Annotated in this window: 16 protein-coding genes; 15 read left to right on the forward strand and 1 reads right to left on the reverse strand. The window is 61.0% G+C overall.

Translation table 11 applies throughout. From position 1 onward, the window contains the following. Positions 1-69 precede the first annotated feature (69 nt). Complete coding sequence (locus EDY99_RS11895) at positions 70-1,101, forward strand: NADP-dependent oxidoreductase (RefSeq protein ID WP_123061776.1); 1,032 nt, start codon at positions 70-72, stop codon at positions 1,099-1,101. Between the two features lie 35 nt (positions 1,102-1,136). Here EDY99_RS11895 and pcp read toward each other — a convergent pair whose 3' ends face one another. Then, complete coding sequence (gene pcp, locus EDY99_RS11900; RefSeq protein WP_069100035.1) at positions 1,137-1,784, reverse strand: pyroglutamyl-peptidase I; 648 nt, start codon at positions 1,782-1,784, stop codon at positions 1,137-1,139. 97 nt (positions 1,785-1,881) lie between these two features. Here pcp and EDY99_RS11905 point away from each other — a divergent pair, with 97 nt between their 5' ends. From EDY99_RS11905 to tagF, 14 genes are all read left to right on the forward strand, one after another. Next, positions 1,882-2,814 (forward strand): LysR family transcriptional regulator, encoded by a 933-nt coding sequence (locus tag EDY99_RS11905; RefSeq protein ID WP_123061777.1) that lies wholly within the window; start codon positions 1,882-1,884, stop codon positions 2,812-2,814. 513 nt (positions 2,815-3,327) lie between these two features. Next, a complete protein-coding gene (locus tag EDY99_RS11910; RefSeq protein ID WP_046687340.1) occupies positions 3,328-5,673 on the forward strand; it encodes a type VI secretion system Vgr family protein in 2,346 nt (781 codons plus the stop codon). A gap of 12 nt (positions 5,674-5,685) precedes the next feature. Next, positions 5,686-6,075, forward strand: a complete 390-nt coding sequence (locus EDY99_RS11915; RefSeq protein WP_033643543.1) for a DUF3592 domain-containing protein — start codon at positions 5,686-5,688, stop codon at positions 6,073-6,075. Positions 6,076-6,177: 102 nt separating this feature from the next. Further along, positions 6,178-6,678, forward strand: coding sequence for a hypothetical protein (locus EDY99_RS11920; RefSeq protein WP_060660577.1), 501 nt, complete (start codon positions 6,178-6,180; stop codon positions 6,676-6,678). 173 nt (positions 6,679-6,851) lie between these two features. Then, positions 6,852-9,398 carry a DUF2169 domain-containing protein gene (locus EDY99_RS11925; protein ID WP_116286290.1) on the forward strand — a complete coding sequence of 849 codons (2,547 nt, stop codon included), beginning with the start codon at positions 6,852-6,854 and terminating at the stop codon, positions 9,396-9,398. Then, a complete protein-coding gene (locus EDY99_RS11930; protein ID WP_033643547.1) occupies positions 9,395-10,462 on the forward strand; it encodes a pentapeptide repeat-containing protein in 1,068 nt (355 codons plus the stop codon). The genes EDY99_RS11925 and EDY99_RS11930 overlap by 4 nt, the downstream gene beginning before the upstream one ends. Positions 10,463-10,492: 30 nt before the next feature. After that, positions 10,493-11,128, forward strand: a complete 636-nt coding sequence (locus EDY99_RS11935) for a DUF3540 domain-containing protein (protein WP_033650852.1) — start codon at positions 10,493-10,495, stop codon at positions 11,126-11,128. Between the two features lie 17 nt (positions 11,129-11,145). Next, entirely contained in the window at positions 11,146-11,538 is a 393-nt protein-coding gene (locus tag EDY99_RS11940; RefSeq protein WP_033643549.1) for a DUF4150 domain-containing protein, read from the forward strand. Positions 11,539-11,586: 48 nt separating this feature from the next. Next, positions 11,587-12,087 carry a type VI secretion system accessory protein TagV gene (gene tagV, locus EDY99_RS11945; RefSeq protein WP_060660574.1) on the forward strand — a complete coding sequence of 167 codons (501 nt, stop codon included), beginning with the start codon at positions 11,587-11,589 and terminating at the stop codon, positions 12,085-12,087. Between the two features lie 29 nt (positions 12,088-12,116). Further along, a complete protein-coding gene (gene tssJ / locus EDY99_RS11950; RefSeq protein WP_033643551.1) occupies positions 12,117-12,647 on the forward strand; it encodes a type VI secretion system lipoprotein TssJ in 531 nt (176 codons plus the stop codon). Between the two features lie 40 nt (positions 12,648-12,687). Next, positions 12,688-14,034, forward strand: a complete 1,347-nt coding sequence (gene tssK, locus EDY99_RS11955) for a type VI secretion system baseplate subunit TssK (RefSeq protein WP_033644304.1) — start codon at positions 12,688-12,690, stop codon at positions 14,032-14,034. Positions 14,035-14,055: 21 nt separating this feature from the next. Next, positions 14,056-15,258 carry a DotU family type VI secretion system protein gene (locus tag EDY99_RS11960; protein ID WP_049272050.1) on the forward strand — a complete coding sequence of 401 codons (1,203 nt, stop codon included), beginning with the start codon at positions 14,056-14,058 and terminating at the stop codon, positions 15,256-15,258. Next, positions 15,258-18,893, forward strand: a complete 3,636-nt coding sequence (tssM, locus tag EDY99_RS11965) for a type VI secretion system membrane subunit TssM (protein ID WP_123061778.1) — start codon at positions 15,258-15,260, stop codon at positions 18,891-18,893. The genes EDY99_RS11960 and tssM overlap by 1 nt, the downstream gene beginning before the upstream one ends. A gap of 18 nt (positions 18,894-18,911) precedes the next feature. Further along, the gene (gene tagF, locus EDY99_RS11970; protein ID WP_033643553.1) at positions 18,912-19,631 is read left to right on the forward strand and encodes a type VI secretion system-associated protein TagF; all 720 of its coding nucleotides are present in this window, start codon (positions 18,912-18,914) and stop codon (positions 19,629-19,631) included.

A 19,631-nucleotide genomic window follows, 5' to 3' on the forward strand; every position in this document is an offset into this window, starting at 1 on the left:
TAACGTTGCCTTGGCGCCCCTGGACTAGGCTTAACGAACCTTGTTTGTCGCAACACAAAGGAGCTTTCGATGCCCCCTTCTCAACAGAACCGCCGCTTTCTGCTGGCCTCGCGTCCGCACGGCGAACCGACGGCGGCGAATTTCCGCCTCGACACGGTCGCCGTGCCACAACCCGAGGCCGGCCAGCTGCTGCTGCGTACCGTATATCTGTCGTTGGATCCTTATATGCGCGGACGCATGAGCGATGCCCCCTCCTACGCGCCACCGGTGGAGATCGGTCAGGTCATGGTGGGCGGAACGGTCTCTCGCGTGGCGGCCTCACAGCATCCCGATTTCAACGTCGGCGATTGGGTATTGGGCTATGACGGTTGGCAGGATTACGCGCTGTCCGACGGCAGCGGCCTGCGCAATCTCGGCCCACACTTGCCGCACCCTTCCCGCCTGCTCGGCGTGCTGGGCATGCCCGGTTTTACCGCTTACATGGGGTTGCTCGATATCGGCCAACCGCAGGCGGGTGAAACGCTGGTGGTCGCCGCCGCCAGCGGCGCGGTCGGTTCAGTGGTCGGCCAAATCGGCAAACTGAAAGGCTGCCGCGTCGTCGGCGTTGCCGGCGGTGCGGACAAATGCCGCTATGTGGTGGAAGAGTTGGGTTTCGACGCCTGTATCGATCACCGCGCCCCCGACTTTGCCGAACAGCTGGCCGCCGCCTGTCCGCAGGGCATCGACATCTATTATGAGAACGTCGGCGGCGCCGTATTCGACGCCGTGTTGCCGCTGTTGAACGCCAAAGCGCGCATTCCGGTCTGCGGCATCATCGCCCATTACAATGCCACCGGGTTACCCGCCGGGCCGGACCGCTTACCGCTGCTGGAAGGGCTGATCTTGCGTAAACGTATCCGTATGCAGGGCTTTATCATCTTCGACGATTACGGTTCACGCTTTGATGAATTCCTGCAACAGATGAGCAGCTGGGTCGAGCAAGGAAAGATCAAGTTCCGCGAGGACATCGTCGATGGGCTGGAGCAGGCGCCGCAGGCCTTTATCGGCCTGCTGCAGGGCAAAAACTTCGGCAAACTGGTGATCCGCGTCGCTGACGAATAACGCGCATCAGGGCGTGGCGCGCCACGCCCTGCTTGTCAATGCACGGCACCGTCGCCGAATTGCACATCTTCCTCTACCGTGAGCGTCACCTGCACGAGAGTGCGCACCGCTTCCACCATCGTCGCCAGCGCCATACTCGGCTTGCCCGGATGCACCGCCGCCAGTTCATGGCTGTACGGAATGTGCACGAATCCGCCCCTGGCCCGCGAATGCTGCGTCTCCAGATAGTGACGCAGACCATAAAAAATATGGTTGCAGTTATAGGTGCCTGCCGTGTAAGAAACGCCCGCCGGGATCCCCTGTCGGCGCAGTTGCTGCACCGCGGCCTTGACGGGCAGCGTACTGAAATAGCCCACCGGCCCGCCGGCAACCACCGGCACGTCAATCGGCTGTTTACCGGCATTGTCGGGAATGCGGGCATCGATCAAATTGATGGCTACCCGTTCCAGGGATATTTCGGCCCGACCGCCGGCCAGCCCCAGACAAATCACCGCCAGCGGCTGCAATGCCTCAATCGCCGCGATCAACTGCTGGTTGGCCACGCCCAATACGCACGGCAACTCGAGCACCGCGATCTCCGCGCCGGCGATACGCTCTCCGGCCAATGCCTGCGCGACCTGCCAGGAAGGGTTCACCGCGTCACCGTCGAACGGCTCAATGCCGGTGATTAACACTTTGTTCATCATTTCCCCTGATTGAAGGCTAAATACGTGTGCTACCAGCCTAGAGAACGCTGTAAGATTCTGGAAATGGATTATCTGTATATAGAGTATTCATAAAATGAATTTAGCCAACGTCGATCTCAATTTACTGGTGGTGTTTGAAGCGCTGTATCAGACTCGTAACGTCACCGCCGCAGGCCGGCGTCTTAACCGCGCGCAACCTTCCGTCAGCAATGCATTGGCGCGACTGCGCATTCTGCTCAACGATCCGCTGTTTGTCCGCGGCGGCGGCGGCATGGCGCCCACGCCGCGCGCCCACCAGCTTATGCCGCAGATACAGCGGGTGCTTGAGCAAATCCATCTGGCGTTGGCGCCCCCTGCCCGTTTCGATCCGGCCACCGCCGGGCAGCGGCGTTTTACGCTGGCCGCCGGCGACTATGCGGATATCTTGCTGCTGCCCGCCATCATCAGCCGTTTGCGCCAGGCGGCACCCGGCATCGATATTCGCGTTTCGCGTCTGGATCGCCGCAATATTTACCGTCAGTTGGATAGCGGGGAGGTGGATGTCGCGCTGGGAGGGCATCTTTCCGGGGCAGAAAGTCACTATGTGCGCACGTTGTTTGAAGAGCATCTGGTCTGTATCGCCAGCCGTTCACACCCGCAATTGGCAGATGGCCGCTGGGATCTGGCCCGCTACCTCAGCCTGCCGCACGGGCTGTACGCGCCGGCTGACGACGGCTCTGCCAGAGGCTTGGTCGACCGCCGCCTGGCGGAAATCGGCGGCCAGCGGCGCGTCGCCGTGACCTTTTCACACATTGTCGCCCTGCCGGCGGTGGTCGCCGACAGCGATCTGATCGCCACCCTGGCCGCCAGCGTGGCCCGGCGTTTTTCCGATCCGCAACGCGTACGCATTCTCCCGCTGCCTGAGGAGTTGGCCATCGCGCCTTTCCCCATTGAGCTGATCGCCGGCCGACAGGCGCAACGCGACCCGGCCTTAATCTGGCTCTGTGACCTGATAAGCCGACTTTCCCTCGATCCCCTTCCGCGCTAACCGCATCAATTGCTGCTTTATCAACCATTCAGACTCACCATCGGAGGCCCGCACCGCGGGCTTTTCACGCAGGCCAAATAGGAATCATCCGAATTAACATTCGGTAAATTTATATATTTGATCATCTTTAACTAACGAATGGTAAGGATAAAAAATACTCAGTGACTTTTTTCACGGAAAAAAAGAGTTGTTTTATAAACACGTTGACTTAAGTGTTACAGATTTATTATTTGGTATTACCATTTTCCCAATAATTTTGGATAAAAAAAGATCTTCTCGTATCCATATGTTTTAGATAATAAAAAACCAGATCGTGAGCGAGTTAACGAATTGAGCATTGATCCACAAGGCTATTTTGCAAATGCAGAGCTCTATTGTAGACTGCACAAATCGTGCCTTTGTGTAAACTTTGTTAAATCTTTCGTCAGCCCCTGTCTCAATTCGTGACAGATACGCCATCGGGATCGCGCGTCAAATCTCGTGCGGTAGCTATGCCTAAACCGGGGATATAGTATGGATCGCCTTATCATTGCGCACACGCCTTTGCCCGCCCATCAGCTGTTGTTCAGAAGCCTTTCCGGTGAGGAAAGACTGGCCGGGCTGTTCGAGTTCGACGTCGAGCTGCTCAGCCCTGACAATCGCCTCGATCTGAAATCGCTGCTGGGACAAAAAATCACGCTGGAGCTGCGGGGCAACCCGATGGCCCCGCGTTATCTCAACGGCAATATCACGCGTATGACCCTCTCCGGACGAGAAGCCGGCGGCAACCGCTACTATATCTACCGCGCCGTGCTGCGCCCCACGCTGTGGTACCTGACGCAAAACCGCGATTTTCGCATCTATCAGGAAAAGACCGTTCCCGACATCCTGACCCAGGTGCTGGGGCAGTATCAGGTGAAGATCGATAACCGTCTGAGTTACGACTACCGCATCTGGGGGTACTGCGTGCAGTACCAGGAGAGCGATTTCGATTTCATCAGTCGTCTGATGGAACATGAAGGCATCTATTACTATTTCACGCACCAGCAGGACGGCCATACGCTGGTGCTGGCCGACGCGCCGGCGGCGCATCAGGAACTCGCCGGCTATGCCAGCATCCCCTATCAGCTCGCGGAAGGCGGTCTGGTGGAAAACAAGGACAGCATCAACAGCTGGAGCGTCTCGGACGCCATCACGCCCAGCCTGTATAGCCTGGATGACTACGATTTTCGCAAACCGCGCGCACGGTTGCTGGAGGCCCGGCAGAATCCCGCCTCGTTCGCACAGGACAAAGCCGAGGTGTTCGACTGGCCCGGGCGTTATACCGATCACGCCCACGGCCAGTTTTACGTCAAGGTGCGCCAACAGGAGTTCGAAGCGCAGCATGAGCAGATGAGCGGCGAAGGCAGTTCGCAGGGCATTGCGCCCGGCTACCGTTTTCAGCTGATCCAGGCGCCGCGCATGGAAGACAACCGCGCCTATCTGGTGGTCAGCGCGCGTTACTTCATGCAGGAAAACAGCTACGCCAGCAACGATAACGACGTTGGCGAACAACATACCGAATTTCAGGTGGTGCCGGCGGACATCAACTGGCGCCCGGCGCGCACCACACCCTGGCCGAAAACCCATGGCCCGCAGACCGCCGAAGTGGTTGGCCCGGAAGGCGAAAGCATCTGGACCGATAAATATGGCCGGGTGAAACTCAAGTTCCGTTGGGATCGCCACGGCAGCGGCAATGAAACCAGCTCCTGCTGGGTGCGCGTCTCCAGCGCCTGGGCCGGCTGGAAATACGGCGGGATCCAAATCCCGCGCGTGGGTGAGGAAGTGGTGGTCGACTTTATCAACGGCGATCCGGATCGCCCCATCATCACCGGCCGCGTTTACAACGAAGACAGCATGCCGCCTTGGGATCTGCCCGGCGACGCCACCAAAATGGGCTTTATGAGCCGCAGCAAAGGCGGCGGCGTCGACAATGCCAGCTTCCTGTTCCTGGAAGACTCGCCCGGCAACGAATCTTTCGACATGCACGCCGAACGCAACATGAACATGACGGTGGAAAACGACAAGAACGTCAATATTGACGGCAGTCGCACCACCACCATCGGTCGCCAGCAGAACGATACCGTCACCGGCGACGCCACGTTCCTGTACAAAGCGAAACGCACCACCACCGTCGATGGGCTGGAAACCGCCAACCTGAACGCTCACCAGACGGTGAACATCAAAGGCGGCCGCGCCCTGACGATTATCGACGGCGGCGATAAGATTGACATCACCGGTAATCAGTCCTTCAAGCTTGACGGCGCGCAGACGCAAAACATTACGCAAACCCAGCATGTCACGGTGAAGGGCGACCAGACCCTCGACATTACCGAGGGGCAACAGACCAACACCATCAACAAGGGGCAGACGGTCAACATCACCTCCGGCGGGCAGCACACCACCATCACCGCCGGCGGGCAAACCACTACCGTCACCGCAGGCGGTCAGACGCTGACGGTGGAGGCCGGCGGCCAGACCACCGACATCACGGGGAATGTCAAAGAAACCTACAAAAACGATCAGCAAACGACCATTAGCGGTTCGCTGACCATCACGGCAAAAACCATCAGCATTACCAGCGAGGACGGCGTGTCTATTTCGGCGCCCACCTGGAAAGATAACTGCCACGGCTATAAGTGGACCGCGATAGGCGCCAACCTTGCCTTAACGGGGCTGAGCGTCAAGCACACGATGTTCGATGTTTCCCATAACCCGCTTTCGATCAGCAAAACCAATTTCAAGCTAAGCAACGATCCCATGACGTTCACGCAGCTTGGGGCCTTAATCACCAACGGTTCGTTGCGATTGAGCAGCAAGGCGCTGGCGATCTTTTTATAAGTAGGGATGCCCATGTCCAAAGCCAAAAATATCTTCACCGTAATCGGTTTGATTTTATTGGCCCCTATTCTCAGCCTGGTGGGTTTTTTCAAATTCATCACGGTCGATATCTGGGGCTATTTCAAACACATCGGTTCTTCTCTCAGCGTGATGGAGAACGGAGTTTCCGCCTCCGGGCAAATCGTCAGCATCCGCCAGACCAACCTGTGGGACGGGAATCGGCCGGTCTGCGAAGTGGAAGTCAAATACATCGCCCAAGACGGAAAAAACCATACGGCCGTCGCGAAAGGCCCGATCAGCGTCGTTGATCTGCCGCGTTATCAGCCGGGTCATTTCACCGCGATAAAGTACGATCCCAAGAACCCCAAAAAAGCGGTGATCGAAGAGTTATCCCGACTTTGAGCGAAAAGAACCTTTTCAATCAACGCGATCCGATTTCAACGTTGTGAAAACGACTTGTCGTCCATCAGCTCGCTAAATTACCTTGCATAAGGAAGTGTCACGATGGGCGCGTTTATTGCCTTTTCGACTCAGGACAGCCTCTGGGGACAAATCCTGTTTACCTTCTTAGGCATCCTGGTTGGCGGCGTATTGATCGCCGCCATTTGCAAGACCGTCTTACCCGCGGGCAGAACGGCGGCATTGTCCGTCCGGTTGCTGATCTTTGTCGCACTGATGCTGGCGATCCTGAAGTACAACCAGCAGGTGATGTCTGCGGTGAACGCGCCCGCGGAGCTGATCGGGTTCCTGATTTTGCCCGGTTTTTTGATGGGTTACCTGGGTGCGGCGGCCCCCGGCAGACTGGCGCTGGCGATAGAACTGTGCTGTTTTGCCCCGCTCGCCGCGCTGCTGATTCTGGGCACCGCCGGCGTCGGCTTTTTTGCCCCCTATCATCTGGAGAGCACAGGCCAATTTACCGCCAAGGCGATCGCCGCGGCATTGTCCGTCGCCGTCGTACTGCTGGCTCGTAAAATAAGCGGGAAGGACAACGCACTGTCCTCTTGATAATCCCTTTGACGCGAGGAAATGCTCCCCGCATTCGCGATCGGCTCTGGACGCCGCATCGTTTTCTTCATCTGTTGTGACATAGCCTGATATCTATTAAACCGAAAAACGGATTGTTTTTGAGCAAGCAGCCTGGCTGCCGGCTGATATCCACAGGAAGCTTTACACACACAATGAAAGTCGTAAAACCTCTGCGCCTCAGCGCGCTTCATCGCCCCTTCTCTTGGCAAGGGCAAAATCATCTGGGCGTTTCCATTTTGGCCTTGGCCGACATGGGGGCTTCCCCGCGCCTGCGCCCCGAACCGGAGCTGTGGCAGTTGGCCGCCGACGAACTTACGCTGAGCGGCGGCGTGCTCGATTTGGCTATTCCGAAAGCCTGTGCGGAGTTTCTCGCCACCGGCAACGCTTACACCCACCATCAACAAGACAAAACCGCCTGCGCCGTGAAGATCCAGCTTGATTCGCTGGAGAAAACGCTGGTGGTTTTCGGCGATCGTCATTGGATCAACGATCGCCCCTCCTCTCCTCTCCCTTTTGCAGAAATGCGTCTGGACTGGCGCCGGGCTTACGGCGGGGCTCAGTTCGCCGATAATCCGCACGGCATCGGCGCCACTCCAGAAACATTTCCGCAGGGCCGCATTCATCGCCTACCCAATGTTGAACCGCTGCAGGAGCGCCTCGCGTCTCCTCGGCAAAGCGCGCAGCCGGCAAGCTTTGACGCGTTGGAGATCACCTGGCCGCGCCGCTTCTCACGCATCGGTAAAAACTACGACGCCGACTGGTTGAAACACGGTTTTCCCGGCTTCGCCAACGATATCGACTGGCGCCTGTTCAACATGGCGGAAAGCGATCAGCAGTTTCCCCAACGCGACAGCTTGCCGCTTCAGGCTGCCTACCGGATATGGAACATGCACCCTTCAGAGCCGGTTCAGCAAGGCCGTTTGCCGCCGTGGCGCGCACGCTGCTTCATTAACCGGCTGCGCGGCGGCGAAGCGCATTTCGGGGAAGTCGCGATGCGCCACACCACCGTGTGGTTCTTTCCCCATCGCGAACAAATGCTGTTGATCTACCAGGGCAGCCTTCACATCAATGAAGACGATGCCGCAGACGTCATGCAGCTCATGCCGGCGCTGGAAATTGAGGGTAAAAGCCGCACCGTCGCGCATTATCGGCAGGTGCTCGATCGGCGGCTTGATAAAGAGCATGGCGCTCTGCACGCTTTTCGTGAAAAAGATTTGCTGCCGGAGTGCTGTATTGGCCCCTGGCTCGATACGGAAACGCCGACGCAGCAAAGCCCGATGGTGGAAAACATCGCCGCCTACGAGCATCACCAACGCGAACAACACCGCCAACGTCTGCAGCGCGAAGGCCGAGACATCGACGACATGTTTGCCGCGCCGCCAGCTGAACCGATGCCCGCTTTGGATCAGCTGGCCGAGTTTGTCGAGGGCATGGAACAGCGCGCTGAAGCGCATTACCGTGAAATCCGCGATAACGCGCAGGCAAACGGCATTGATATTGACGGCCCTGGCCCCGCCGACCTTTCCGGCGCGGAAAGCTACCAACAGCAGCGCGACCAGCTGTTTCAACAGGCGCGTCAACGCCCCGACGCGTTTAGCGACAAGCAGTTGGGGGAAAGCGAGCGCGCGCTGCACCAAATGTATTTAATGTCGGCACAGGCGCAAAGCCCGGCGCTGCGTTTAAGCGGCGATCTGGCACAGATCATTCGCCAACGCGTCACCGCGGCCATGCAGCGCGATAAAGATCTCAGCGGCCTGGACCTCACCGGCGCCGATCTGTCCGGCATGGACCTCAGCCATGCCACCTTGCGCGGCACGTTGCTGGAAAACGCCAATCTGCGCCAAGCCCGGTTGGTGGGCTGTGACCTTCGCGAGGCAATGCTGGCGCGCGCCGATCTCTGCGGTGCCGTCTTGCAGCAGGCGGATCTGAGCCACGCCTCTTTGGCCCTGGCGAAATGCGAAGCGACGGATTTCGGCGGCGCGCAGCTGCATGAAACCAACATTCAACAAACGTTGTTTCAACGCTGCGACTTCACGATGGCGTCCTTACGCGATTTGCTGGGGTACGAAACCTTGCTCGGACAGTGTGATTTTAGCCGCGCCACGTTGGCCAACATTACGCTGATGGAGCTGCAGCTGGAGCAACTGACATTCAGTCACGCCCGGCTCGACAAAGTCAGCTTCATCAAATGCCGGCTGCTGGCGGTGAAATTCGAGCAGGCACGGCTGGAAAGCTGCGCCTGGGTTGATACCGAAACGCAAAACCTCAGCTTCCGCGCCGCGCGCCTGACGGCCTGCGCCTTTGCGGCAAAGACGCTGTTGCCCCAGGCGGATTTCAGCGACGCGACGCTGAACCAGTGCAACTTGCGTCAGATGCCGTTGCAGCGGGCAAGTTTCAGCCGCGCGCGCCTCAACAATTGCGATCTGTCGGAAACGCGGCTGAACGAGGCCGACTTCAATCAGGCCAACGGCAGCGGCAGCCTGTTCATTCGCAGCGATCTGACGCGCGCCAACCTGCGCGACGCCAACTTTATTGCGGCGATCCTGCAAAAGTGCGTGCTGTCAGGCGCCGACCTGCAGGGCGCCAATCTGTTCCGGGCCGATTTGTCGCAGTCGAAAGTGGACAAGGCGACCCGGCTCGACGATGCCTATACCGCCAGAGTGAAAACATTGCCTCGCCACAACGGGAAAGAAGTATGACCTCAACGCCAGAGCAGATACGCCAGCGTGTGAAACGCGGCGAACCGATTTCCGGTGAGGATTTGCACGGCCTGTCATTCGCGGGTATGGATTTGGCCGGCGCAATGTTCAACGCCCTGAACCTGAACGGCGTGGACTTCTCCGATTGCGATCTGCGCGACAGCGTATTCAGCGATTGCCGGCTCGAGCACGCTCTGTTTACTCGGGCGAACCTCAAGCAAACGGCCTTCAATCAGTGCGCCATGTCCGCCAGCCGCTTCAGTGAGAGTCATATCGAGCTGACGATGTTCAACGAATGCCGGCTTGAACAGGGTGATTTCAGCCGTCTGCCGCTCACCCAAAGCCACTGGATGTCATGCCAATTGGCCGGCGCGAACTTTTCCGCCACTCAGCACGATCGCACCACGTTTTACGAAAGCCCGCTCGACGGCGCCACGTTGGAGCATGCCCGACTTTCGCTTGTCACGTTTTTTCGCTTAACCCTCTGTAACACAGAATTTGCAGGGGCAGATTTCGACCGCGTCACGTTTTTCGAATGCGACCATCGCGGCAAAAGTTACGCCGGGCAGCGCCTGATCGCCTGCCAGTTTACCGATAACCAATTGGACGACGTCGACTTCAGCCAGGCGACGCTGCGCCAAAGCAACTTCAAGGGCGCTTCGCTGCGGCGCGCCAACCTGACGGGCGTGCAGGCGCAGCAGTCGCTGTGGCTGGAGGCCAACCTGACTCAGGCGCAGTGCCGCAGCGGGCAGTTCGATCAGGCGATTTTCAGCGAAGCGACGCTGGACGCCGCCAACTTCAACCAGGCGCGTCTGTATCAGGGCGTGTTCCAGCACAGCCGCGCGGCGCGCTGTGATTTCAGCGACAGCGACCTGACCTACGCCGATTTTTGTTATGCCGACATCGGCGCCGCCGATTTCCGGCGTGCGCGCTTCATGCGCACCCGCATGCACCGCGCCCACCAGCAGCAAACGCGCTGGGGCGACCGCAGCGGCATTCTCGAGCGCGACGAAGAGCTGTACGCCGCCGAAATCTGGAGCGCACAGCGCCAGAGCCGCATTTGAACGTATTGACCACTTCACGAGGGGATCACCATGAGCGTTGTCAACACTACTCGCGCCGTCAACATCGCGCCGCCCCAACAGGCCGCCGGCCAGGTCGTCAACCTGTTGCCGGACGGCAGCCTGGTGGTGGAATGTGAAGGCCGCGGCTGGCATTGCCGCCGTGCGGCCAGCTGCCTGCTGACGCCGGCCCTCGGCGATAGCGTGCTGGTCGCCGGTTGCGGCCACCAGCTGTGGGCGATCGCCGTCCTCGAGCGCGCGGAACCGCAAAACGCGGCGCGGCTGAGCGTCGAAGGCGATCTGCACATTGAAACGCTGCACGGCTCGCTGTCGCTGCACGGCGCGCAGGCGCTGAACCTGAGCGGCGACGCCATGACCCTGCAAGCGAACAGCGGCGACTGCCACGTCGACAAGATGAAATACAGCGGCGAAGAGCTCTCGGCTTTCGTCAGCATCAGCCGCCTGGTCGGCAAACGCTGCGAGTCACTGTGGCATTCGGTCAGCCAGATCAGCCACTCGCTGTTTCGCAAAGTGCGCCAGACCGAGCACGTGCGCGCCGGGCAGCTGGATTATCAGGCGGAAGATTACGCCCGCATTCATGCTCGCAACACGCTGATTACCTCGAAAGACATCACCAAGCTGGATTCGGAACAGATCCACGTCGGATAACCTTGCGGAGGCCTTTTATGTTTGCCAACAGCCAAATGATCGGCGTGGACCTGGCGTTTCCCGACGTCTGTCTGACGCCAAGCCCGGCGCCGGTGCCCATTCCCTACCCGGATATCGCCCTGGCGCCGACCGCCATCCCGAACGCGTTCAACATTCTGTTCGTCGGCACCCCGGCGCACAACATGGCGACGGTGACGCCCCTGACCAACGGCGACAACCCCGGCGTGGCCACCGGCGTCGCTTCCGGCACGGTGATGGGGCCGTCCCGCCACCTGACCGGCGCCTTTACCGTGCTGCTCAAAGGCACCCCGGCCACCCGGCTGACCAGCCTCAGCCTGCAGAACTCCACCAACGCGCTCGGCATGCGCATCGTGCCGAGCCAATTAAAAGTGTTGCTGCTTGCGCCCTGATGACGGCGCTTTATTACACAGCCATTCAATCAAGAAAAAGAGGACATTGTGAAAACACGGATTACCCTGACGTTGTTGACCGCCCTGACGCTTGCCGGTTGCTCCACCCCACTGCCACCGCCGCCGGCGCTCAATAACGACGCCATCGTCAGCAGTGAAGTCAACGGCGTCACGTTAAAGCACCGCGCCGCGGTGAGCGCACCGAAACAGTTCAAACCGATCGGTGAGGAGTACCGCAGCCTGTACGCCGCCAGCATCATGAGCAGCCCGAATTATACCGGCACCGCCGTCGGTAGCCTGGACAATGCCGCCGCGTTCTACGCGCTGGGCGAAGTGGAAAACAACTGGCTGGCGATCTCCGCCATCCGCGGCGGCGATCTGGTGGGGTATATCCAGGCCAACGCCGGCGTGCCGGAAGCGCGCTACAAAGCGACGCTGCGCAAAGATCTGCCGCGCCGCGCGCGCGCCGCCAAGCAGGACTGCGTTAAAGTCGGCGGCGACAGCAAGGCGTGCAAAAACGCCGGCTCAGCCACCTGGATCCTCCAGTAGTCAGCACGCCTGCGGGCGACGAGATTCCCATGACGACGACCCCTATCGCTTCCCGCTGGTGCGGGATGCTGTTTCTGCTGCTGGGCGCGCTGGCGCTCGGCGGCTGCATGTCTTCCGCGAAAAGCGTGCCGGCGCGTTACAGCCTGGTCTTCGACGCTGACCGCCAGGTCAACGCCGCCGCCGGCGCGCAACCGGCGCCGATCAAAATTCGCGTGCTGCTGCTGCGCTCGGATGCGGAATTCATGGAAGCCGACTTTTTCAGTCTGCAAAACGACGCCAAAAGCGTGCTCGGCAACAGCCTGCTGGACAGCGATCAGTTCTTCCTGACGCCGGGCCAGACCGGCAAAAAGCTCGGTGGGCAAAGCACATTGGACGCACGTTACATCGGCGTGATCGCCGAATATCAAAATCTGGACGGCAAGACCTGGCGCATTTCACTGCCGCTGCCGGAACCCACCGAAACCAATTTCTACAAGGTATGGCAATTCTCGCCGGATGAGCTGGAAGCGCATATCGTCGCGGGCGTGAGTGGCCTGCGCCCCGTAAAAAAGGTCGACTGACCTACCGCTGCGCTGAAGCGAAGTAACTATAGGTGTGATGATGAAAGATGCTCATAAGGTTGTCTGGACTGAGGGGATGTTTTTGCGCCCTCACCATTTCCAGCAGGCGGAAAACTATCTCGAAGGCTATATGCGCAACTGGGGCCAGGCCCACAGCGGCTGTTTCTGGGGCTTTCTCACCCTGGATCTGGACCAAACGCTGCTGCGCCAGGGCAAGATCGCGCTCAACGCCGCCAGCGGCATCATGCCCGACGGCACGCCGTTTCGCTTCTCCGGCGCCCAGCAGGCGCCCGCGCCGCTGGCCATCGCCGACAACAAGACCGGTGAAAACGTGGTGCTGGCTCTGCCGACCTATCGCGCGGGGCGTGAAGACGTGATCTTTCAGGAAAGCCCGGAAGCGCTGGCGCGCTATCTGGCTTATGAGACCGAAGTCGACGATCTCAACGCCGTCTCGGTGGGCAGTGCGGCCTTGCAATTCGGTCGCCTGCGCCTGCGGCTGATGCTGGAGAGCGAGCTGAACGCCGAATGGACGGCGCTCGGCGTCACCCGCGTGCTGGAAAAGCGCGGCGACAACAGCCTGCGTCTCGATACGGCGCAAATCCCGCCGATGCTGAACTGTCAGGGCAACCCGGTACTGAAGACCTTCATCAACGATCTGCAGGGGTTGCTGCAACAGCGCAGCCAGCAGATGAGTCAACGCCTGCTGCAACCGGGCCGCGGCGGCAGTTCCGAAATGGTCGATTTCATGCTGCTGCAGCTGATCAACCGCCATCTCGGTCAGGTGAGCCATGCCTACCACCTCGACCATCTGCACCCGGAGCGCCTGTTCGCCGATTGGCTGCAATTCGCCACCGAACTCGCCAGCTTCTCGGCGCAGCGCACCCCGGAAGGCCGCCTGCCGGTGTATGACCACGACAATCTGGCGCTGTGCTTCGGCAAGCTGATGCTGTTGCTGCGTCAGGGCCTGTCGGTGGTGCTGGAGGACAACGCCATTCAGCTGACGCTGGTCGAGCGCTCCCACGGGCTGAACGTCGCCACCGTGCAAGACGCCAAAATGATGCGCGACTTCGGCTTCGTGCTGGCGGTGCGTGCCGACGTGGCCGCCGAGGTGTTGCTGACCCACTTCCCGGCGCAGATGAAGATCGCCCCGGTCACGCGCATCCGCGATCTGGTGCAGCTGCAGCTGCCGGGCATCGGTCTGCGCACCATGCCCGTCGCGCCGCGCCAGATCCCTTATCACGCCGGCTACACCTATTTCGAGCTGGAAAAAGGCGGCGACCTGTGGAAACAGATGGAAAAATCCAGCGCCTTCGCCCTGCACCTGGCCGGCGAATTCCCGGGGCTGGACATGGAATTTTGGGCGATTCGCAGCCATACGGACCGGTAACCTATGACTCAGGAAAATAGCATGGCGCCGGCGGCCAACCCGCTGGTGGACGCCGCCAACCCGCTGCTGAACGCCATTTCGCAGATCCGCCAATCGGCCACGCACGCCAACCCGGCGCAGCTGCGCCAACAGCTGATCGACGAAATGCGCCGCTTCGAGATCCGCGGCCAACGCGCCAACCTGCCGTACGAAGTGATCATCGGCGCGCGTTATTGTCTGTGCACCGCGCTGGATGAAGCGGCGGCGCTGACCCCGTGGGGCAGCAACAGCGTGTGGTCCGGCAGCGGGCTGCTGGTGACCTTCCATAACGAAACCTGGGGCGGCGAGAAGTTCTTCCAGCTGCTGGCCAAGCTGTCGCAGAGCCCGCGCGAGCACATCAATCTGCTGGAGCTGATCAATTATTGCCTGCTGCTGGGCTTTGAAGGCCGCTACCGGGTGATGGAAAACGGCCGCTCGCAGTTGGAAACCATGAAGCAGCGCCTGCTGCAGCTGATTCGGTCGGTGCGCGGCGGCTACGCCCCGCCCCTGTCGCCTCATGCGTTGGATCTGCCGGTACAACAGAAACTGTGGCGTCCGCTGGTGCCGCTGTGGGCCTGCGTGGCGCTGACCGGCTTCCTGGCTTCGCTGCTGTTTATCGCCCTCAACTGGCGGCTGGGCGACAACACCAGCCCGGTGCTGGCGGCGATTTACCAAACCAACCTGCCGCAGGTGGCGATCGGTAATCCGGCGCCGGCCGCGCCGCCGACGCTGAGCCTGAAAAGTTTCCTGCGCAAGGAGATCGCCGAAGGATTGGTGGTGGTGCGCGACGAAGCGCAGCAAAGCGTGGTGATCCTCAAAGGCGACGGGCTGTTCGACTCCGCCGCCACCACGGTGCGCGCCAACTATATTCCGGTCATCGACCGCATCGCCGCCGCCATGAACGGCGTCAGCGGCAAAATCCTGGTCACCGGCTACAGCGACAACGTGCCGATCCGCAGCGCCCGCTTCGCCTCCAACTGGGAGCTGTCGCTGGCGCGCGCCGAAGCGGTCAGCGCCCGCTTGCAAAAACACCTCGCCAACCCGCAGCGGGTCAAGGCCGAGGGCCGCGGCGAGAGCAACCCCGTCGCGCCGAACGATAACAAAGTGAACCGCGCGTTGAACCGCCGGGTAGAAATTACGCTGTTGGTCGCCCCGGAAAACACCCAGGCGGAAATCAACGGCTTGCCGCAAGGAACCGGAAAGTAATGCTCAGTACGTTATTCTCCATCATCACCAGCCGCCTGCTGTGGGGCTTTGTCGGCATCACCGCGCTGGCGTTCATCATCTGGACGATCGGCCCGCTGGTCGCCATCGGTGACTATCGCCCGCTGGAGCCGGAACTCAACCGCCAGATCGCCATCGGCACTATCTACCTGATTTGGTTCCTGTGCCGCCTGATCCCGCGCCTCTACAGCGCCTGGTTCAACAGCCGCCTGCTGAGCAACCTGCGCGCCGCCGAAGCGGTGCCGGCGGAAGACGGCAAGCCCGAGATCAAACCAGACGATCCGCTGGCCCAGCGTTTCGACGAAGCGGCGCAGCTGTTGAAAAAGGCGCGCTTCGCCCCGGGCCAGGGCGACGGCAAACATCGCTGGATGACCCGCTTCAGCCGCCAATATCTGTATCAGCTGCCGTGGTATGTGATCATCGGCGCGCCCGGCGCCGGTAAAACTACCGCGCTGGTCAACTCCGGCCTGCATTTTCCGCTGGCGGATCGCTTCGGCAAGTCCGCGCTGCGCGGCGTGGGCGGCACCCGCAACTGCGACTGGTGGTTTACCAACGACGCGGTGCTGCTCGACACCGCCGGCCGCTACACCACCCAGGAAAGCCAGCGCGAAGAAGACGCCGGCGAATGGCAAAGCTTCGTCGCGCTGCTGAAAAAATATCGCACCCGCCAGCCGATCAACGGCGTGATGGTCACCATCAGCGTCGCCGATCTGCTGAGCGACAGCGCGGAAGCGCGCGCCGCGCAGGCCAGCGCGCTGCGCAAACGCCTGATAGAACTGCACGAACAGCTGGGCATTCACTTCCCGGTCTATGTGCTGGTGACCAAAACCGACCTGCTCAACGGCTTTATGGCCTATTTCGGCAGCTTCGACAAAGCGCAGCGCGACCAGATCTGGGGATTCACCTTCCCTTACGAGCGCTCGCGGCAGCCGGACTTCAACCTGAACGCCGCCTTCGAACAACAATACGCCCTGCTGCAACAACGGCTGGATGCGGCGCTGCCGGATACGCTGCTGATGGAGCACGACGCGCGCCAACGCGCCGAAAGCTACCTGTTCCCGCAGGAGTTCGCCGCGCTGCGCCCGCTGCTCGGCCAATATCTGGAACAGGTGTTCGCCACCTCCAGTTTTGAAACCCGCTTTACCCCACGCGGCATCTACTTCACCAGCGGCACTCAGGAAGGTCTGCCGTTTGACCGGGTGATGGGCGAACTGAACCGCTACCTGCAGCTGCCGCCGGCCAATTCAGGGGCGCAGGCCAACGCGGCCTGGGACAGCGTGGGCCAGGAAACGCCGATCCCGGCAGCCAAAGGCCAGAGCTTCTTCCTGAAAGAGACGCTGGAATCGGTGGTCTTCCAGGAGTCCGGGCTGGCGGGCAGCAACCGCTGGTGGGAATACCGCAACCGCGCCCTGCACTGGGCGGGGTACATCGCGCTGGCGGTGATCCTGGCGGTGCTGGCGATGTTGTGGTTCACCAGCTACGGCAACAACAAGGCCTATCTGGCGGAAGTGGCCGCCAAGGTGCCCGGCGTCGAGCGCCAGGGGCAAAGCCTGACCCAGTTGGGCAACGGCGATATGTTCTCGCTGCTGCCGTTCCTCAACAGCCTGCTGCATCTGCCGGACAGCCAGAACTTTTCGCTGGACGATCCGCCGTTCACCTATCGCATGGGATTGTTCCGCGGCGATCAGGTCGGCGACGCCGGCAATGCCCTGTACCAAAAAGCGCTGAAAGAACTGCTGCTGCCGCAGGTGGCACAACAGATCGCCGCCACGCTGCGCAACGATAACCACGGCGACGCGGACTTCAGCTATGAAGCGCTGAAGGCCTACCAGATGCTGTATCTGCCGAAGCAGTACGACGGCAAATTCCTGCGCGCCTGGGTGATGCTCAACCTGCAGCGCAACCTGCCGCAGGGCAGCACCCAAAAACAGCTGCAGCAGATCGAATGGCACCTGAGCCAACTGCTGGATACGCAGATCCAGGCCTCGCCTTACGCCAAAGACGAGCCGTTGGTGGCGCAGGCGCAGGCCGCGCTCAATCGGGCGCCGCTGTCGCAACGCGTCTACGGCCGCCTTAAGCGTCTGCTGCTGAAACAGACCGACATCAAGCCGGTCAGCCTGGTCGATTTGGCCGGTCCGCAGACCGAACTGGCGTTCAGCCGCAAAAGCGGCAAACCGGTGACCGACGGCGTGCCGGGCCTGTTCACCTCGCAGGGGTATTGGAAAGCGTTCAACGACAACATCGATCCGGTGACCGATACCCTGCGCAAGGAAGACGTCTGGGTGTTGAACAGCCAGACGCCGGAGCAGAAAAGCGCCGATCTGACCAAGACCATCCGCCAGCTGTACATGCAGGACTTTATCAGCGCCTGGGATGAGCTGCTGGGCGATATCCAACTGGCCAACATCGGCAACCTGACCCAGCGCATCAGCAGCGCGCGCCTGCTGTCCGGCAATCCGTCGCCGATGCGCAATCTGCTGGTTAACGTCAGCAAAAACGTCACCCTGCGCGACGAGAAAAGCGACGCCGATTCCCGCTCGCTGCTGGCCAAAACCGAAGACAAGCTGAATCAAAACGCCAACCGCACGCTGGAGGCGCTGTTCACCAACCGGCCGGCCAACGCCGACGGCGACGTGTCGGCCCAGCCGGAACAGCTGGTGATGGCGCACTTCGCGCCGCTGCTTGAGCTGGCGCAAAGCCAGGGCGAAGGCAATAAGGCGATCCCTTTCGACAGCGTGCTGAAACAGGTCGATGAGCTGTACAGCTACCTGACGGCGGTGCAAGGCGCGGCCAACAGCGGCATGTCGGCGCCGCCGAGCGACATCATCCCGCGCCTGCAGGCCGAATCCGGCCGCTTGCCGGTGCCGTTCAAACAGATGCTGCTGTCGCTGGCGATCGGCGCCAGCAGCGACACCCAGCGCAAAGAGATGGAGAACGTGAAAAAGCGCATCAGCTTCGAGGTCGGCAGCTTCTGCCGCCAGGCGATCGCCGGGCGTTATCCGTTGGTGGCCCGGGCGCGCCAGGAAGTGACGCCGGACGATTTGGCGCGCATGTTCGCGCCGAACAGCGGGCTGATGGACAGCTTCTTCCGCGACAACCTGCAGGGCAAGGTCGATACCACCCGCGCCAACTGGCGTTTCACGCCCGGCGTGGACGGCAAGACGCTGCCCGGCGGCGAAGGCATCCTGCGGTCGTTCCAGCAGGCGCAGCGCATCCGCGACGCCTTTTTCGCCAACGGCACGGCGACGCCCTCTTACCGCGTGACCGTGCGGCCGGTGCGGATGGATAACGACATCCTCAACCTGACGCTGGATATCGACGGGCAGCTGTTCAAATACAGCCACGGCCCGCAGGTGCCGCTGGTGGTCAGCTGGCCGGGCACCCGCAATACCAACCAGGTGCATCTGCAGCTGGCGCTGGCCAACGGCACCACCGCCAGTCTGGTGACCAGCGGGCCGTGGGCGCTGAACCGCCTGGTGGATATGGCGCAGTCTTCGGGCACCGGCGGCCTCGGCCGTCAGGCGACGTTCAATCTCGACGGCCACCGCGTCACGCTGGAGTTCACGCCCAACAGCATTCGCAATCCGTTCCAACTGCCGGCCTTCTCGTGCCCGTAGCCCCGAAAGGACATGACCATGAGCACTGATTCAAGCGCCCCGACGAGCATCGGCTGGTACGGCAAACTTCCTTCCGCCGGTGACTTCCTGCAACGCCGTTTGCCTGACCCGGTGGTCAACAACTGGGCCCACTGGTTCCATAACGGGCTGGTGAATTTGCAGCGCGATGCGCAGGGGCCAAACGATCACCCGTTCAGCAACGCGCCGGTGTGGAACTTCGTGATCCCCGCCACGCTCGGCAGCCAGTACGTGCAGATGGGCTGCCTGTTGCCGGCACGCGACCGCGTCGGGCGGCGTTACCCCATCTGCGCGCTGCGCCTGTTCAGCCAACAGGATTGGCGCCCGCAACAGCTGAACATGGCGGCGAGCTGGTACCAACAGCTCGGCCATACCCTGCTGAACGGCGTGCGCAACGGCTTCTCCGCCGAACAGATCGACCGCACGCTGCAGGCGATCCCGGCGCTGCCCAGCCCGCCGGCGGAAGCGGACTCCGAGATCTTGTCGATTATCGGTTTCCAGCATCCGGACGTACCGGGCCTCGGCTGGCAGCAGGCCGCCGACTGTTTCGATCCGGCGCAGTACACCAGCTTTTGGTGGACCAATCAGGCCGACGGGCACCCGCTCTACACCCACGTGCACAGCGGCAACCTCACCGTGCAGCTGTTTTCATTGCTGTTCGAACCCAACGGCTGGGCGCGCCCAGGCCGCGGCGGCCAGTACCCGCAAATGTTTGATTAA

This window comes from Serratia sp. LS-1, from assembly GCF_003719595.1.
GTDB classification, from domain to species: Bacteria; Pseudomonadota; Gammaproteobacteria; order Enterobacterales; family Enterobacteriaceae; genus Serratia; species Serratia ureilytica.

What these genes read in the sequence shown, in the direction of transcription:
- tssK (WP_033644304.1), top strand. Translation starts at nt 12,688, where the DNA reads ATGAAAGATGCTCATAAGGTTGTCTGGACTGAGGGGATGTTTTTGCGC.
- EDY99_RS11905 (WP_123061777.1), top strand. Translation starts at nt 1,882, where the DNA reads ATGAATTTAGCCAACGTCGATCTCAATTTACTGGTGGTGTTTGAAGCG.
- EDY99_RS11920 (WP_060660577.1), top strand. Translation starts at nt 6,178, where the DNA reads ATGGGCGCGTTTATTGCCTTTTCGACTCAGGACAGCCTCTGGGGACAA.
- EDY99_RS11935 (WP_033650852.1), top strand. Translation starts at nt 10,493, where the DNA reads ATGAGCGTTGTCAACACTACTCGCGCCGTCAACATCGCGCCGCCCCAA.
- EDY99_RS11940 (WP_033643549.1), top strand. Translation starts at nt 11,146, where the DNA reads ATGTTTGCCAACAGCCAAATGATCGGCGTGGACCTGGCGTTTCCCGAC.
- EDY99_RS11895 (WP_123061776.1), top strand. Translation starts at nt 70, where the DNA reads ATGCCCCCTTCTCAACAGAACCGCCGCTTTCTGCTGGCCTCGCGTCCG.
- pcp (WP_069100035.1), bottom strand. Translation starts at nt 1,784, where the DNA reads ATGAACAAAGTGTTAATCACCGGCATTGAGCCGTTCGACGGTGACGCG.
- EDY99_RS11960 (WP_049272050.1), top strand. Translation starts at nt 14,056, where the DNA reads ATGGCGCCGGCGGCCAACCCGCTGGTGGACGCCGCCAACCCGCTGCTG.
- EDY99_RS11910 (WP_046687340.1), top strand. Translation starts at nt 3,328, where the DNA reads ATGGATCGCCTTATCATTGCGCACACGCCTTTGCCCGCCCATCAGCTG.
- tagF (WP_033643553.1), top strand. Translation starts at nt 18,912, where the DNA reads ATGAGCACTGATTCAAGCGCCCCGACGAGCATCGGCTGGTACGGCAAA.
- EDY99_RS11925 (WP_116286290.1), top strand. Translation starts at nt 6,852, where the DNA reads ATGAAAGTCGTAAAACCTCTGCGCCTCAGCGCGCTTCATCGCCCCTTC.
- tssM (WP_123061778.1), top strand. Translation starts at nt 15,258, where the DNA reads ATGCTCAGTACGTTATTCTCCATCATCACCAGCCGCCTGCTGTGGGGC.
- tssJ (WP_033643551.1), top strand. Translation starts at nt 12,117, where the DNA reads ATGACGACGACCCCTATCGCTTCCCGCTGGTGCGGGATGCTGTTTCTG.
- EDY99_RS11930 (WP_033643547.1), top strand. Translation starts at nt 9,395, where the DNA reads ATGACCTCAACGCCAGAGCAGATACGCCAGCGTGTGAAACGCGGCGAA.
- EDY99_RS11915 (WP_033643543.1), top strand. Translation starts at nt 5,686, where the DNA reads ATGTCCAAAGCCAAAAATATCTTCACCGTAATCGGTTTGATTTTATTG.